Below are 14,391 nucleotides of genomic sequence, written 5' to 3'. Positions count from 1 at the left end.
GGCGCGGACCGCCCACGCCTCCGGGGCGTCCCCGGACGCCGCCGAGCCCCGGGCCCAGGCGTCCCGGGCCCCGCGGAACCCCGTCCCGCAGGCCCAGGCCCCCCGGCGCCCCCAGGCCCCCGGGCCCCCCGGACCGCAGGGACCGCAGGGACCGCGTCCCGGGCGGGACCACCTCTGCCCCGAGTGCGGCGCGCCCCGGCAGCCGGACCGGACCACCTCCTGCGGGTGCGGTCCGCGCGCCGCCGACGCCCTGCGCCGGACCCGTACGGAGCAGGCGGCCGCGGCGGAGGACTTCGACCCGCTGCGCATCCGCCCCTACGTCGAACTGGACGGCTCCCGGGGCCGCTCCGCCGCCGTCCCCCCGGCCGGGGGGACCGCCGCCGCCCGGCCGCCCGCCCCGGCGGACCCGGAGGCCACCATGGCGCTCCGCACCCTCGGCACCGAACCGCCCGCCGCGCCCCCCGCGGGCACCGGGACCGGCGCGGGCGACGCGGACGCCGCCTCCGTCCTGCCCACGCCGCTCGCGCCGACCACCGGATCGCCCAGCGCCCACGACCTGCGCCTCTTCGAGACGGGGGCGACGGCGGCGGTGCGCCTGCCGTCCGGCCCCGGCGACGCCGGGAGCGGGAGCGGCGGGGACGGCAGCGGCGAGCCGAAGCGCCGACGGCGCCGGGCCCTGGTGCTCGGGGCGGCCGGCGCGGTCGCCGTGGTGCTGGGGGCCGCCGGGTACGCCGGGGGCCTGTTCTCCTACGAGTCGCCCTCGCGCAACGGCGCGCTGCCGGACGAGATCCGGGCCAGCGTGCCCGACGGACCGGCGGGCACCGCCTCGGCGGCCCCTTCGCCCAGCGCGACCGCCGCCCCGCCGCCCGCCGCGCCCACGCCGTCCGCCTCCGGTTCCGCGTCGCCCTCGCCCGGCGAGAGCACATCCCCCTCGGCCACCCCCAGCGAGAGCGCCTCCCCGACGGCGACCCCGTCCGGCGGCCGGTCCTCGGAACCCGCCACGACCCCCTCCCCCGACCCCGGCACGGGCTTCGAGGGGGACCCCGGCGACAGCCCCGGCGGCGGCCCGGGACTGCGCCTCGGCGACCGGGGCCCGGAGGTCCTGGAGCTCCAGCAGCGCCTGACCCAGCTGTTCCTGTACGTCGGCCCCACGGACGGCACCTACAGCGACGAGCTGGAGAACTCGGTGCGCACCTACCAGTGGGCGCGCGGCACCGGCTCGGACGGCCTGGGCGTCTACGGCTCGGCGACCAGGGCGATGCTGGAGTCGGAGACCCACGAGCCCTGACCACGCGCGACGGCCCCGCCGGTACGGACAGGACCGTACCGGCGGGGCCGTGTCGCACCCGGCCCGGGAGTCCGGGCCGGGTGCGTCAGCCGATGGTGAGGCGCAGCGTGCCGGGCTCGGCGCCGGGCTCCACGCGCACCCCCGTCAGATCGTCCACGACGACGTCGGGCCCGTGGACGGCGGCCCGGGGGCCGATGCCGACGACGCGCATCCCGGCGGCGCGGGCGGCGGCGATCCCGGCGCCGGAGTCCTCGAAGGCCACGCAGTCGGCGGGGGCGATGCCCAGCTCGGCGGCGCCCTTGAGGAAGCCCTCGGGGTCGGGCTTGCTGGCGCCGACCGATTCGGCGGTGACCCGGACCTCGGGCAGAGCGAGCCCGGCGGCGGCCATCCGCGCGGTGGACAGCCCCACGTCCGCGGAGGTCACCAGGGCGTGCGGCAGCCCGCTCAGCGAGGCGAGGAACTCGGGGGCACCGGGGACGGGGACGACGCCCTCGGTGTCGGCGGTCTCCTCGGCGAGCATCCGGGCGTTGTCGGCGTGGTTCTCCGCCATGGGCCGCCGGGGCAGCAGTATCGCCATGGAGGCGTAGCCCTGCCGTCCGTGGACGACGCTCATGACCTCGTCGCCGTCGAGCCCCTGCCGGTCGGCCCAGCGCCGCCAGACGCGCTCCACGGAGGCGTCCGAGTTGACGAGGGTGCCGTCCATGTCGAGCAGCAGGGCACGGGCGGTGAACACGGTGGTGGCCGTCATCGGCAGACTCCAGAGCACGGGGTGTGAGCAAGCGGTCCCGCCCGCCGGTCAGGGAGAACGGGCGGAACCACTTTGTTTCTCAACGGTACAAAAGCTCCCGCCCCGGCGCCAGCACCGGTCGGCGGATTCACGCTCCGTTCGCCCGCCGGGCACGGTGCGCCGCCTTCCGGCCACCGCGGACGACGGCGGCCGCCCGCCGGGGTGACCCGGAGGGGGCCCGGGGTGACCCGGAGTGACTGCCGGGACTTGGGGTCACCCCGAGGGCCCGGGTGGGCACCCCGAAGGCCCGGGGGCACCCCGAAGGCCCGGAACGGCTGCATGCAACCCGGGTAGCCCGGGGCGCCTCCGGGAGGTGGCCCGAGGTGGCCCGAGGCCCGGAGTGGCCCCGGGCCGGGGGCGCCCGGGGTGACCCGAGGGCTCGGAACGGCCAGGGACAACCCGCGAGGGCCCCGGGACGCCCCTGGGGCGCCCCGGAGGGCCGAACCCCGCGCGCTCTCGGGTGGCGAACCGGAGTCGCCGGGTCGTCGCGCGTGCCCCCGGCCCACCGCGCTCGGCCGGACGGCTCCGGCCCCACGGACGTACGCGACGGGACCGTGCACATCCAGGAGCCGGATGTGCACGGAAGAACAGGGCCTCACCGCACCACCGGGCGGGCGAGCCACCGGCGGACGAGCCGGGCGGCACGGTGACCCCGTCCGGGCGGGCCGGCGGCCGGGCAGTCCGCGAGCCGCCGGGCGGGCCGCACCGCCGGGCCGGACGGACCACCGGGCCGGACGGACCACCGAGCCCGGGCCCCAGCGGCAGGCCCGGCACCCGCCGGGAAGGCCGGCCACCCACCGGGCAGGTCCCGACCCCCTCGGGGGGCAGGTCCCGTCAGCCCGCAGGACCGGTCCGCGTCAGCCCGTGACCGCCTCCCACAGGCTCCACACGCCGAGGCCCAGCATCAGCAGGGCGGCGATCTTGGTGATCAGGGCCAGCGGCACCCGCTTCATCAGCGCCTTGCCGCCGACGATGCCGAGCCCGGCCACCGACCAGAGCGCGAGCACCGCGCCCAGGCCCACCGAGAGCGGGTCGTCGTAGCGGGCGGCGAGGTTGGCCGTCATGATCTGCGTGAGGTCGCCGAACTCCGCGACCAGGATGAGCATGAAGCCCGCCCCCGCGACCTTCCAGAAGGACTGGTCCTCCGGCTTGCGGACGGACTCCTCCTCGTCGTCCTTCTTCATCAGCAGCATCGCGGCGCCGCCCAGGAACAGCACGCCGGTCACCGCCTGCACGATCTGCTGCGGCAGCAGGGTCAGCACGCTGCCCGCCGCCACGGCGAGCACCACGTGCAGCGCGAAGGCGGCGGCGACACCGGCGAAGACGTACGACGCGCGGTAGCGGGTGCCGAGGACGAGCCCGGCGAGCGCGGTCTTGTCCGGGAGTTCCGCGAGGAAGACGACGCCGAAGACGAGCGCCGTCACGGTGATGCTGATCAAGGGGTCCTCAATCGGTCGGGGCCGCCCCGCCGAGAGTGTCGGGCCTCGCACGCAAGACACCTCGGCATGGCAGCACACGGATGCCCGCGCCGCACGGCGCGGGTCTGCACTGCTTGCCGAAGGTCTCGCTGGCGGACCTCGTCTCCGAGGCCGCCTCCGGGCGCCGGCTCAGGCTGGCTGAGCAGTATGTCGACGGTCCGGCGAAGAGCTACTCCCCTTCTGCGCCGCCCATGGTACGCGAAGCCCCCGGCAGAGCCCGGTCCCCCCGGTCACCGGCGTGCGGCGCCTCCCCCGGCACACCTCCGGACGGCCCAGGCGGCACCGGCGCGCCCGGCGGAACGGACGGCTCCGACGGCACGGGCGGCGCCCCGGCGTCCGGCCCCGGCGGCACCCCGTCGGACACTCCGGACGGCCCTCCGGGCGGGGCCCCCGCCACCCCCTCCCGCAGGGGGAAGGCCATCAGCGTCAGACCCACCGGAACGGTCCCGGGCGAGCGCGGCGGGCGGGCGGCGTCGTGGAGTTCCCGGGTGGTGCCGGCGAGTCGCCGCCGGGCCTCCTCCCACACCTCCGGGGCCACCCACAGCTCGGCGTCCACGGTCACCCCCCGCCCCTCGGGATGCCGTCGCCCGGTGCGCTCCTTGAGGGTGTGGGCCAGCGTCGCCCCGAGCATCGCGGCCCCGTCGTCCCGGTCGGACAGCGGCGACCCGTGGACGGTGCGGTACCGGCGCTCCCGGCCGCCCCGGCGCACCCGCTCCTCGGCCAGCTCGGCCAGGCCGGTGGCGGCCAGGGTCCGCAGATGACGGCTGGCCAGGGCGTGGGAGATGTCCAGTTCGCGGGAGAGTTCGGCGGCGGACATCGGGCCGGGCCACATCAGCGTGAGCATCCGCAGCCGCACGGGGTGCGCGAGGGCTCTCAGGACGGGATCTGCGTCGGTCACGGCAGCCAGTAAAGCGCACGGCCTCCACCGGACTACCCCCAACCAACTGGTTGGGAGTAGGGTCACCCGGAGTCGCGAGCGATGACGAGGGGGATTCTCGTGTCCGTGGGCCTGCTGACGGTGCTGAGGGACCGCAATGCCCGGCGCTATCTGGCGGGGGTGACGGTCTCGACCTTCGGGGACACGGCCATGATGCTGGCCGCCGGGGTCTGGGTGAAGGAGCTGACCGGTTCCAACGGCCTCGCCGCCCTGGTGGGGTTCTGCGCCTGGGCGCCCGCCCTGGCCGGGCCGTTCCTCGGCACCCTGGCGGACCGCGTGCGCCGCCGCACCCTGCTGGTCGCCACGAGCCTGGTCCTGGCGGCCGTGATGCTGGCGCCGACCGCCATCAGCTCCCCTGGGCACGTCTGGGTGCTCTTCGCCGTCCTGACCGCCGTGGGCGTCGGCACCGTGGTCATGGGCGCCGCCGAGACCGCGCTGATCGCGGCGGCGGTGCCCGGCCCGCTCCGGGGGGACTTCAACGGCCTGGCCCGGACGGCGATCGAGAGCAACAAGCTGCTCGGCCCGCTGGTCGGCGCGGCCCTCTTCACCGTGCTCGGCGGCCCGGCCGTAGCCCTGCTGAACGCCCTGTGCCTGGCCCTGGGCGCCGCCGCGTTCGCCCTGGTCCGGGTGCGCGAGCCGAAGCCCGTGCGCGTCCCGGGGCAGAGCTGGGCCGCCGACACCGCGGAGGGCGTCCGCCATCTGCGGAGGCATCCGGTGCTGCGCCCCCTGGTGCTGGCGGGCGGCTGCGCCATGGCGGCGTCGAGCCTGAGCAGCACGGCCACGTACGCGCTCCTCGACCACGGGCTGCACCGGCCCGCGGCGTTCGCCGGGGTGCTCGTCTCGGCGCAGGGCGTCGGCTCGGTCGTCGGCGGCCTGGCCGTCGGCGCGCTGCTGCGCCGGATGGCTCCGCACACCCTGTCGGCCGCCGGGCTCGTCCTGTTCGCCCTCGGGTCGCTGGCCCGGACCGGCGACTCGGTCCCGGTGGTGCTGGCCGGCTGCGCGCTGATCGGCGTGGGGCTGCCCTGGCCGCTGATCAGCGCGCTGACCACGGTGCAGAGGGAGACGCCGGACGCCCTCCTCGGCCGGGTCGCGGCCACCGCGAACACGGTGGTCTTCATGCCGACGGCCCTGGCCCTCCTGGTCGGCACGGCCATGGTCGCCGCCCTCGACCACCGGGTGCAGCTGGCCGCGGCGGCGGCCCTCTCCCTGGCGGCGGCCCTGTCCCTGACGGCCGGCGCCCGCGGCCGGCGCCGACGGGACACCTCCGGGGCCGCCCCGGAGGAAGCGGCCCGGCAGGAGCCCCCGCCGCGGGAGGCCGCGCCGGAGCGGGAACAGCGGGAGCCCGGCACCACGCACAAGGAGTGAGCCGGGAGCGAGCAGTGAACCGGGACGCGGGGGCACCGCCACCGGCCGCCGGAGCGCGGATCGGTCCAGCGCCACCAGGGCACCGGACGGCGCTCGGCCCCCGGAGACACCGCGGTACGGGAGCCTCCCCGCCACTCCGCGCGGCTCCGAGGGCGGGCGACCGGTCCCGGCGGCCTCGGTGATCCCGCCCGGGAGGGGCCCCAACGCGGCCTCCGGCCCCCGGCACACTCGTACACGCGCGCCGGGCACGGCCCGTACCGCGCCCGATCCCCGTGGAAGGACGAAGCGAAGCCGGCCATCCCCGTCACCTCGCCCGGAGCGCGCTTCCTCCCTTGCGGTCGGCAGGCCCCTCGGCGAGTCCCGTCGCCGCGGCCCGACAGCACCGTCCCGGCATCCGCCCAGGGCCCACACAGGCGAACTCGGGCGAACCCGGGGTGAGTCCGCGGAAAACCCGCTGATCGCCGATTCCGCCCCCGGGGCCCGGGGTGGTGCGCGTTCCGGAGCACGCGACGGCCCCGGCCGATCGCATCGCCCCCGGGGCCGGGACGGCGGCTTCCGCGGGCGTCTCGTACCGCCCGGCGATGAACCGCGGCGACCCGGGGACGTGAACGGCGGAAGGGAAGGGACGCCCTCGGGAAGGGTCGCCCGGCTCCTCCCGGCCCAACGGGGCGGCCGTTCCGATGCCGGTGCGACGCGGGTCCCGTCACAGGGTGACAGCCGCGCCCGGGCGAGCCGCCCGGCGCCGGGCCCCGTCCGCCCGGGGCCGCGGACGGTGGCGCCCCGGACCCCCTGGGAACACCAGCGCGGGGAACGCCCCGATGCGGTGAAGTCCCACCGGGGCCGTAGACGTGTCATGAACACGTCACTACCGTCTAACCAGCCGCACATCCGTGCGCCATGCGGCAACGCGAGCATTCCCCACGCCCGCGCCCCAACACCCCCACACCACAAGGGAGTTCGCATTTCCAGGTTCTACGCGCGTCGACGGCTCGGTGTCCTCGCCGCCCTCACCGGACTCATCGCCTCGGCCGGCCTCCTCAACGGCCCGGCCGCCTCCGCCGCCCTCCCCACCCCGGTGAGCGCGGCCACCGCCCGCTCCTACCTCGCCTCCCTCACCGTGGCCACCGAGAACCGCACCGGCTACAAGCGCGAACTGTTCCCGCACTGGATCACCCAGTCCGGCACCTGCAACACCCGGGAGACGGTCCTCAAGCGCGACGGCTCGGGCGTGGTCACCGACGCCGCCTGCGCCTCCGTCAAGGGCAGTTGGTACTCCCCTTATGACGGCGCGACCTGGACCGCCGCCTCCGACCTCGACATCGACCACGTCGTGCCGCTCGCCGAGGCCTGGGACTCCGGCGCGGGCTCCTGGACCACCGCCCGCCGCCAGTCCTTCGCCAACGACCTGACCCGCCCCCAGCTCATCGCCGTCACCGACAACGTCAACCAGGCCAAGGGCGACAAGGACCCGGCGGAGTGGATGCCCTCGCGCTCCGACTACCGCTGCACCTATGTGCGCGCCTGGGTCCAGGTGAAGTACTACTACGACCTCTCGGTCGACTCCGCCGAGAAGTCCGCGCTCCAGTCGTACCTCGCGGGCTGCTGAGGCCGCTTCCCCCGCCCCGGTCCCGGGCCGCCGTACGCGCGCCCCGGGACCGCCGGGCCCCGCCCCGCGCGCACGGCGCCCGGCGGCACCGGACGGCACGGCGCCGTCACCGCTCACCGAAGTGGTACAGCCAGACACCGGCGATCCCGGCCCGGTCCGCCGCGGGGACCTCGTGCAGGGCCGGCTCCAGGCCGTCCCGGGCCAGCGCCCGCAGCCCCGCGATGGCCTCGGCCTGCACCAGGGTCCGGAACCGCCGGGCCCGCACCCCGCGCGGCGCGGCGGTGACCCCGCCCGCGTCCAGCACGTAGAAGTGGTGCCCGTCCCTCTCGTAACGCGTGATGTGCCGCGCCGCGCCGTACCGGGCGTAGCCCTCCGGCGGCGCGTACGGCCCCGGGCCGTCCTCCGGCGCGGAGAGCAGGGCGACCAGCGTGCCGTTCCGCAGCCCGGCGGCCTCCTCGCCGCCCAGGCGGTGCGCTCCCGTGGAGCACAGCACCAGTCCGGCCGCGCCGAGCGCGCGGTCCCGGTCCTCGACGACGCCGTACCCCTGCGCGAGGGCCCGGGTGCGGCCCACCGGGTCGGGGTCGTGCACCGTGACGCGCACCCCCCGGCCGCGCAGCAGCCGGGCCGCGTGGCCGCCGGGGCCGCCGAAGCCGAGGAGCAGGGCGCGGATGCCGTGCGGGGTGTCCCCGCGGCCCCTCAGCAGGTCCTCCGCCGAGGCGACCATGGAGTGCCCCGCCAGGTAGTTCTCGGGCTCCCTCAGCGGGGACCGGGCGACGGACACCACCGGGCAGGGCAGCCCGGTCCGCGCCGCGTAGCGGTCGTGGCCGCCGCCGGTGGACTCGACGACGCCGAGCACGGTGCCGCTGAACCGCTCGCACAGCGCGTCGAGCGAGGGCGCGAACCGGCCGCCCGCGTCCAGCAGCACGACCCGCTCGCCCGCCGCCCGCGCCTCCAGGTAGGTGACGGCGGTGTCCGGGTCGGCCAGCCGGTCGCGGGCCAGCTCGTCGACGGCGAAGGCGCGTTGGACCTCGCGGTGCGCGAGCCCGTCGGCCGGGTCCGGGTCCGGCAGCACGGCGCGCAGCCGCGAGACGGCGCCGACCGCTCTGACGAACGGGGGGTGCTCGGGCAGCAGCGGTGTGACCAGCACGGCGGACGGCGGCGGCCCGGGCATCATGAACTCCCTTGCCACATGGGCGAAGTAGGCGTCGAGCCGTGTGCGTTCCCGGATGTCCATGGGGCACCTCTCCTCGGTCGGTTCGGGTCCGGCCGCCCTCCACTGTCCGGTACGGGACGGCGGAGATCCGGCGGTTCGGCGGTTCACCGGTACGGAGCGCGGTGGCTCCGGTACGGCGCGGGTCGGGCGTACGGCGGGCGTACGGCGGGGCGGTACGAAGCGTCGGTACGGGGCTGCGAACGGCTGCGTCCGCCCGTACGCGGCGCATACGGGACGGGTGTCGGGGCGGGGACGGGCGTCGGGGCGGGCGGGGTGTCAGCGCGGGCGGGGCCGGGCCTCGCGCGCGCCCCACTCCGCCAGGCGTCTGCCGACCCGGGCGGGATGGACCCCGAACTCGCGCCCGAGACCGGCGGCGGAGACCTCGCCGGAACGGTAGCGGCGGACCGCCTCGTCGCGTGCGGCGATGAACAGGTCGCGCGCCGCCCGCACTTCGGCGGCGGTCCGCCGGGTCAGGGGCCGGCCCCGGAAGACCCGGCCGGCGGACCGGCGGTGCGCGTGGGCCTCGTACCCGCGGCGCGGAGTGACGCCCCAGTCGCGCAGCCGCCGGGTCAGCCAGGCACCGGGTCGGCCAGGCGCGGGTGACGCCGTATCCGGCGGCGATGCGCCGCACCGGTTCCCGTGCCCGGCAGCGGCGCACGATCGCCTCGCGGTCGGCCCGCGCGGCCTGCCGCGCCGCGGCCAGCTCGGCGGGGGTCGGGCGGCGCGCCTCCGCTACGCCCATGCACCCTCCCCCGTCGGCGGCGGGCACGCGGGCCGGGACGGCGGGGCGCCGGTCCGCGGGGCCCCGCCGCGCGGCGCGGTGCCGCCCGGCGGGACGGGACCGACGGTCAGCGTGTAGGCGCAGTCCAGATCCGCGAAGGTGACCGAGAGCGGCCGACCGCCCTTGACGCGCTCCCGCGCCACGCGCTCCCCGGCCGCGTCCCCGGCCCAACGGCGCAGCTCCGCGGGGCAGTCGGGCTCCGACCGCGCCGTCGCGCGCACGACCCGTCCGGCCCACTCCGACCGTGCCGGGTCCGGGTCGATCCGGTCCGCGATCCGCCGCGCCTGCCCGCGGAGCCAGCGCAGCGCCAGCACCGGCGAGAGGGTCCGGAAGGTGCCGAGCACATGCCGGGCGCTCTCCCCCGTGCCGCACACCGGCCCCCGCGCCACCACTTCCGCCCAGTAGCCCGGCGGCTCGGCCGGGGGACCGCCGCACGGGCGGATCACAGCACCTCCCCCCGGCTCCGGGCGTTCGCACGGGCGGCCTTGGCCCGCAGGCACTGCTCCGGACCGGCCGGCCGCGTGTCCTCGGGGCGCACGCTCCACTCCCTGCCGCCCGCCGGGGGCCTCAGGTTCCAGAACCCGGCCCACTCCCCCCGGAACTCCCCGACCCTGTCCCACGCGTCCACCACGTGCGTTCCCACGGCCGGGGGTTCGGGCAGCTCCGGAGGGCGGATCAATCCACACATACACGGCACGACCATTCCTCTCCGTAGCGACTCCGCTACCAAGCGGCTTCAGAGTGACCTAGAGTCGGAGACCCTTCAACGTGGCAGTTCCGGCAGGAAAGTTGGTGTCGACATGGTCAACCGCAAGGAACTGCATCCGGAGAGCAGCCCGCAAGCGGCCTACGGCGCGTTACTGCGCACCTCACGGGAGGAGCACGGCTGGAAGCAGGAGGATCTGGCCGCCCGGATGGAATACTCCAGCACGCACATCTCGGCCGTGGAAACCGGCCGTAAATGTCCAACCTCGCGCTTCGCGCACAGCGCGGACCGCGCCCTGGGCACGGGCGACCTGTTCCAGCGCGAGTGCCACAAGATCAAGCACGGCGCGCTTCTGGAGGGCTTCGCGGAGTACGTCGGCTACGAGGGACGCGCCGTCGAGATCCGGCTCTACGAAATCGGCATCGTCCCGGGCCTGTTGCAGACCCCGGAGTACGCCCAGGTGCTGGCCGACAGCGCGGTGCGGCGCGGTGCGACAACACAGGAAAGGGCGGCAGAACGAGTCTCATCCCTTGCGGCCAGGAGAGAAGCCCTGGCACGGACGCGCCCGCCCATGCTGTGGGTGGTCATGGACGAAAGCTGCATCCGCCGGTCCGTCGGTGGAGCCGAGCTGATGGACAACCAGCTCGACCACCTTCTTGAGTTCGCCGCCCTTCCGAACACCGTGCTCCAGATCGCGCCTTTCGGGATAGGGGAACGCCGATCGGTCAATCTCCCGGTCTACTTGTTGACACTGCCGGACCGGTCCGTTCTGTGCTACGCAGAGTCCCAGACCCAAGGGCATCTTGATCGAGAACCAGCCTCGGTTATCCCGGTGTTGACCGCCTACCATCAGCTACAGGCCGAAGCGCTCTCACAAGCAGCATCTGTGGCCATGATTGAACAGCTCCGAAAGGGTGGCACCGCGTGACAACGACTCACACCCCCCGCTGGAAGACCTCTTCCTACAGCGACAACGGCGGCGCCTGCGTCGAGGTGGCCACCAACCTCGCCCCCTCGCACGGCACGATCCCCGTCCGCGACTCAAAGGTTCAGGACGGCCCGGTGCTCACCTTCCCGGCCGCCGCCTTCTCCTCGTTCGTGAACGGCCTCAAGGCGGCCGGGCCCGGCGCCGTCTGACGCACCGCCCGACGGCCCCGCCCCTCCCCACGGAGCGGCGGGGCCGTCGCACGCGCCCCGAAAGCACCTCCGCAACGCCCCCGTCGGCGCCCTACCATCGGAAGCACGCCGAAGCACCCCAGCGGCAACCGTTCCGAAAGGGCACCCCCATGACGACGCCCCGCACCCCCCGCTGGAAGACCTCCTCGCACAGCGGCAACGGCGGGCAGTGCGTCGAGGTGGCCACCAACCTCGCCCCCTCGCACGGCACGATCCCCGTCCGCGACTCAAAGGTTCAGGACGGCCCGGTGCTCACCTTCCCGGCCGCCGCCTTCTCCGCCTTCGTGAGCGGCCTGCGCGCGGGTGCGCAGCGCGCGCGCTGACCCGGCGGCGGCTCCCCCGGCGCCCGGGACGACGGGCGCCCTCACCGTTCCCGCCGGACGGACAGATGCGTTTCGGCCATCAAGCCGGCCGCGATCCCCATTCTGGGAGCGCTCCCAATTGTGATTACGCACTCCGCGACCCCCCTCACCACCAGCGAATTCTTGGCTGAATGTTGAACTTGCAAGCATTAGTTAGGCACCCCTAACGTGAACAGCTCACTCGGTTCCGTCCCCCCAGCCGGTCTTCCCGGGCCGGCCGACCGAAGGAGCTCCATTCGCATGTCCCAACGCCTAGACACCTCGGCGCCCTACGCCCTCGGCCTGTACCGCATCGTGGTCGGGCTCCTCTTCGCCTGCCACGGCGCCGCCTCGCTGTTCGGCGTCCTCGGCGGTGCCGCGGGCACGAACGGCGGCACCCTCCAGGCCGGCACCTGGCCGGGCTGGTACGCGGCCGTCATCCAACTCGTCTGCGGGATCCTCGTGATGGTGGGCCTCGGCACCCGCGTCACCGCGGTCGTCGCGTCCGGTTCCATGGCGTACGCCTACTTCAAGGTGCACCAGCCGGACGCGCTCTGGCCGATGGAGAACGGCGGTGAGGCGTCCGCGATGTTCTGCTGGACGTTCCTGCTGCTGGTCTTCACCGGCTCCGGAGCGCTCGGCGTCGACCGGGTGTTCGCCCGCAGGGCGGCCACCCAGGAGAACCGGGCCGGGAAGACCCCGATAGCGGCCTGACCGCACGGCACGCACACGGCGGTGCCGCACCCCCAAGGGCCGGGGGTGCGGCACCGCCGTCGTTCACAGGACCTTCTGTGAACGGTTCGTGGCCCCCGCCCGTGCCCCCTGTGAACCACGGCCCCCACCCTGCGCGTACGCTGTATGGCTGTCATTGGCCGCTCCCGCCGTTCCCCGCGTCGCGGCTTGGTCCGGCCAACGGGGGATTCACGGGGAGTAGTGGTGGTGGAGAGTTTCGGAAGCGTCGTGGCGCTGGTCAGCAGCCCATGGATCTACGCGATGGTGACCGTGTCGGTGCTGCTGGACGTGTTCCTGCCGGTGCTGCCGAGCGGGGTCCTGGTGATCGGGGCCGCGACGGCGGCGGCAGCCGGTTCGGGAGCGGCGGCAGCGGGGCACGTCCCGCACGACGTGCCCGACATACTCGTGCTGCTGCTGTGCGCCACGACGGCGTCCGTCCTCGGCGACCTGGTGGCGTACCGGCTCGCCTGGCGCGGCGGGCCGCGCCTCGACCGTGCCATCGCCCGCTCCCGGCGGCTGACCTCCGCCCGGGAGCGTCTCGGCGGCGCGCTCGCGCGGGGCGGCGGAGCCCGGGGCGCGCTGGTCGTCCTGGCCCGGTTCGCGCCGGCCGGGCGCTCGGTGGTCTCCCTGGTCGCCGGTGCCGCGCACCGGCGCAAGCGCGAGTTCCTCCCGTGGTCCGCGGTGGCCGGGCTGGCGTGGGCGGCGTACAGCGTCGCCCTCGGGTACTTCGGCGGCCAGTGGCTGGGCGCGACGTGGCTCGCGACCGGGGTGTCCCTGCTCGCGCTGTTCGGCGCGGGCGCGGGCGCCGCGTTCGTGGTCCGGCGGCGGCCGGCGGCGGAGACCGCCTGACGGACCGGGCCGGACCCCGGGCGGGGGCACTACTCCGCCCGGCGGGCGCCGCCCCGTACCTCCAGGTCGGCCAGCAGGTCGGCGGTGGCGCGCGCGACCGCATCGACGGCCCGGTCGAAGACCTCCCGGTTGTGGGCGGCCGGTGCGCGGAAGCCGGAGACCTTGCGCACGTACTGCAGGGCGGCGGCCCTGATCTCGTCCTCGGTGGCCTCCTCCGCCGTCGCGGGCGGCCGGAGTGTCCTGATGCTGCGGCACATGGTCCCAGTCTCTCCCCTCGTCCCGTCCGGCGCGCCGGTCCCGGCCTCGCGACGGACCCGTCCGGCACCGGCCGCCCCGGGAGGCGGGACCGGTGAACCGGCGGGGGCGCCCCGAGCCGACGGGCCCGGGCGCGACGCCCCCGTCCCCGTCTCCGTCCCCGTGTCCGTCCCCCGCGACGGAACCGCGCGCCGGCGACGACGCCTCGCACGTCGTCCACGCTTCCCACCGTAGAACGCCCCACCGACAGACCCGGCCGCGTCCGGCGCCGGAAATCCGGCGTCCCGTGCACGCGATGGCGCGCGCCATAAAATCGAACAGGCGTATCATCGGGGTGTGGCAACGACCTATGACTTCCCCAGTGACCTCCTCGCCGGCCAGGAGGAACTGCATCAGGTCCGGGCCGAGCTGTCGGCCCTGCTCAAACGGCTCCCCTGGTCGGTCGAGCCGCTGGACGGGTTCAGCGACGAGAACGGCTGGCGCAAGGTCGAGCGCCCCGCCTCCCCCGGCTGGTCGGAGGACGAGCAGGCCGAGGTGGAGAAGCTCCGCCGCCGCGAGCGCGAGCTGGCGGTGTTCGTCAGCACGCACCGCTACTGGGCGGAGATCACCGGTCCCGACCGGGTGCGGGCCCGCAGCGACCTGAAGCGCACGCGGGAGTCCGCGGACGGGGACGGCCCGGAGCGGGACGCGTAGGACGCGGCCCCGGGACGGCGGGCGGGCGACGCCGGGCCCGGGGCGCGCCGGATGCCACGACACCGGGGTCGCCCCCGAGGTGGCTCCGGGTGGCTCCGGGTGGCTCCGGGTGGCTCCGGGTGGCTCCGGGTGGCTCCGGGTGGCTCCGGGTGGCTCCGGGTGGCTCCGGGTGGCTCCGGGTGGC

At 75.9% G+C, this 14,391-nt stretch carries 17 protein-coding genes; 9 read left to right on the top strand and 8 right to left on the bottom strand.

Annotation, left to right across the window (positions count from 1 at the left end):
• Positions 1-418: 418 nt before the first annotated feature.
• A complete protein-coding gene (locus tag ACZ7LB_RS00980; protein ID WP_471464547.1) occupies positions 419-1,288 on the top strand; it encodes a peptidoglycan-binding domain-containing protein in 870 nt (289 codons plus the stop codon).
• Between the two features lie 85 nt (positions 1,289-1,373).
• Here ACZ7LB_RS00980 and ACZ7LB_RS00975 read toward each other — a convergent pair whose 3' ends face one another.
• The 3 genes from ACZ7LB_RS00975 to ACZ7LB_RS00965 form a co-directional block, all read right to left on the bottom strand.
• On the bottom strand, positions 1,374-2,036 hold the full coding sequence (locus ACZ7LB_RS00975) for an HAD-IA family hydrolase (RefSeq protein ID WP_471464545.1): 663 nt from the start codon (positions 2,034-2,036) through the stop codon (positions 1,374-1,376).
• Between the two features lie 896 nt (positions 2,037-2,932).
• Positions 2,933-3,514 (bottom strand): TMEM165/GDT1 family protein, encoded by a 582-nt coding sequence (locus tag ACZ7LB_RS00970; protein ID WP_471464543.1) that lies wholly within the window; start codon positions 3,512-3,514, stop codon positions 2,933-2,935.
• Between the two features lie 208 nt (positions 3,515-3,722).
• On the bottom strand, positions 3,723-4,451 hold the full coding sequence (locus ACZ7LB_RS00965; RefSeq protein ID WP_471464541.1) for a helix-turn-helix domain-containing protein: 729 nt from the start codon (positions 4,449-4,451) through the stop codon (positions 3,723-3,725).
• Positions 4,452-4,532: 81 nt separating this feature from the next.
• Here ACZ7LB_RS00965 and ACZ7LB_RS00960 point away from each other — a divergent pair, with 81 nt between their 5' ends.
• Entirely contained in the window at positions 4,533-5,855 is a 1,323-nt protein-coding gene (locus ACZ7LB_RS00960; RefSeq protein ID WP_471464539.1) for an MFS transporter, read from the top strand.
• Positions 5,856-6,816: 961 nt separating this feature from the next.
• A complete protein-coding gene (locus ACZ7LB_RS00955; protein WP_471465099.1) occupies positions 6,817-7,461 on the top strand; it encodes an HNH endonuclease family protein in 645 nt (214 codons plus the stop codon).
• Between the two features lie 106 nt (positions 7,462-7,567).
• Here ACZ7LB_RS00955 and ACZ7LB_RS00950 read toward each other — a convergent pair whose 3' ends face one another.
• The 4 genes from ACZ7LB_RS00950 to ACZ7LB_RS00935 all read right to left on the bottom strand — a co-directional run bounded on the left by ACZ7LB_RS00950 (position 7,568) and on the right by ACZ7LB_RS00935 (position 10,143).
• Positions 7,568-8,695 carry a Rossmann-fold NAD(P)-binding domain-containing protein gene (locus ACZ7LB_RS00950; RefSeq protein ID WP_471464537.1) on the bottom strand — a complete coding sequence of 376 codons (1,128 nt, stop codon included), beginning with the start codon at positions 8,693-8,695 and terminating at the stop codon, positions 7,568-7,570.
• Between the two features lie 255 nt (positions 8,696-8,950).
• Positions 8,951-9,124 (bottom strand): hypothetical protein, encoded by a 174-nt coding sequence (locus ACZ7LB_RS00945; protein WP_471464535.1) that lies wholly within the window; start codon positions 9,122-9,124, stop codon positions 8,951-8,953.
• A 282-nt stretch (positions 9,125-9,406) separates the two neighbouring features.
• Entirely contained in the window at positions 9,407-9,901 is a 495-nt protein-coding gene (locus ACZ7LB_RS00940) for a hypothetical protein (RefSeq protein ID WP_471464533.1), read from the bottom strand.
• On the bottom strand, positions 9,898-10,143 hold the full coding sequence (locus ACZ7LB_RS00935) for a hypothetical protein (RefSeq protein WP_471464531.1): 246 nt from the start codon (positions 10,141-10,143) through the stop codon (positions 9,898-9,900). The genes ACZ7LB_RS00940 and ACZ7LB_RS00935 overlap by 4 nt, the downstream gene beginning before the upstream one ends.
• A gap of 112 nt (positions 10,144-10,255) precedes the next feature.
• Here ACZ7LB_RS00935 and ACZ7LB_RS00930 point away from each other — a divergent pair, with 112 nt between their 5' ends.
• From ACZ7LB_RS00930 to ACZ7LB_RS00910, 5 genes are all read left to right on the top strand, one after another.
• Positions 10,256-11,089, top strand: coding sequence for a helix-turn-helix domain-containing protein (locus tag ACZ7LB_RS00930; protein ID WP_471464529.1), 834 nt, complete (start codon positions 10,256-10,258; stop codon positions 11,087-11,089).
• Positions 11,086-11,298 carry a DUF397 domain-containing protein gene (locus ACZ7LB_RS00925; protein ID WP_471464527.1) on the top strand — a complete coding sequence of 71 codons (213 nt, stop codon included), beginning with the start codon at positions 11,086-11,088 and terminating at the stop codon, positions 11,296-11,298. Before ACZ7LB_RS00930 ends, ACZ7LB_RS00925 begins: the two co-directional genes overlap by 4 nt.
• A 149-nt stretch (positions 11,299-11,447) precedes the next feature.
• Positions 11,448-11,660, top strand: a complete 213-nt coding sequence (locus ACZ7LB_RS00920) for a DUF397 domain-containing protein (protein ID WP_471464525.1) — start codon at positions 11,448-11,450, stop codon at positions 11,658-11,660.
• A 279-nt stretch (positions 11,661-11,939) separates the two neighbouring features.
• Positions 11,940-12,392 (top strand): DoxX family protein, encoded by a 453-nt coding sequence (locus ACZ7LB_RS00915; RefSeq protein WP_471464523.1) that lies wholly within the window; start codon positions 11,940-11,942, stop codon positions 12,390-12,392.
• A gap of 222 nt (positions 12,393-12,614) precedes the next feature.
• Positions 12,615-13,259, top strand: a complete 645-nt coding sequence (locus ACZ7LB_RS00910; protein ID WP_265291384.1) for a DedA family protein — start codon at positions 12,615-12,617, stop codon at positions 13,257-13,259.
• 29 nt (positions 13,260-13,288) lie between these two features.
• Here the strand turns inward: ACZ7LB_RS00910 and ACZ7LB_RS00905 are convergent, their stop codons facing one another.
• Positions 13,289-13,516: a DUF2277 domain-containing protein gene (locus tag ACZ7LB_RS00905; protein ID WP_471464521.1), complete on the bottom strand. Its 228-nt coding sequence runs from the start codon at positions 13,514-13,516 to the stop codon at positions 13,289-13,291.
• Between the two features lie 334 nt (positions 13,517-13,850).
• Here ACZ7LB_RS00905 and ACZ7LB_RS00900 point away from each other — a divergent pair, with 334 nt between their 5' ends.
• A complete protein-coding gene (locus ACZ7LB_RS00900; protein ID WP_471464519.1) occupies positions 13,851-14,207 on the top strand; it encodes a hypothetical protein in 357 nt (118 codons plus the stop codon).
• Positions 14,208-14,391 lie beyond the last annotated feature (184 nt).

The organism is Streptomyces sp. NPDC107521 (genome assembly GCF_055598485.1).
Note: the sequence above shows the minus strand (reverse complement) of the source record. Positions and strands in the feature narration are given on the sequence as shown.

Excerpts from the sequence above, each read along its gene's own strand:
- ACZ7LB_RS00980 (WP_471464547.1), top strand. The coding sequence starts at position 419 with ATGGCGCTCCGCACCCTCGGCACCGAACCGCCCGCCGCGCCCCCCGCG.
- ACZ7LB_RS00975 (WP_471464545.1), bottom strand. The coding sequence starts at position 2,036 with ATGACGGCCACCACCGTGTTCACCGCCCGTGCCCTGCTGCTCGACATG.
- ACZ7LB_RS00960 (WP_471464539.1), top strand. The coding sequence starts at position 4,533 with ATGACGAGGGGGATTCTCGTGTCCGTGGGCCTGCTGACGGTGCTGAGG.
- ACZ7LB_RS00950 (WP_471464537.1), bottom strand. The coding sequence starts at position 8,695 with ATGGACATCCGGGAACGCACACGGCTCGACGCCTACTTCGCCCATGTG.
- ACZ7LB_RS00935 (WP_471464531.1), bottom strand. The coding sequence starts at position 10,143 with ATGTGTGGATTGATCCGCCCTCCGGAGCTGCCCGAACCCCCGGCCGTG.
- ACZ7LB_RS00930 (WP_471464529.1), top strand. The coding sequence starts at position 10,256 with ATGGTCAACCGCAAGGAACTGCATCCGGAGAGCAGCCCGCAAGCGGCC.
- ACZ7LB_RS00920 (WP_471464525.1), top strand. The coding sequence starts at position 11,448 with ATGACGACGCCCCGCACCCCCCGCTGGAAGACCTCCTCGCACAGCGGC.
- ACZ7LB_RS00915 (WP_471464523.1), top strand. The coding sequence starts at position 11,940 with ATGTCCCAACGCCTAGACACCTCGGCGCCCTACGCCCTCGGCCTGTAC.
- ACZ7LB_RS00905 (WP_471464521.1), bottom strand. The coding sequence starts at position 13,516 with ATGTGCCGCAGCATCAGGACACTCCGGCCGCCCGCGACGGCGGAGGAG.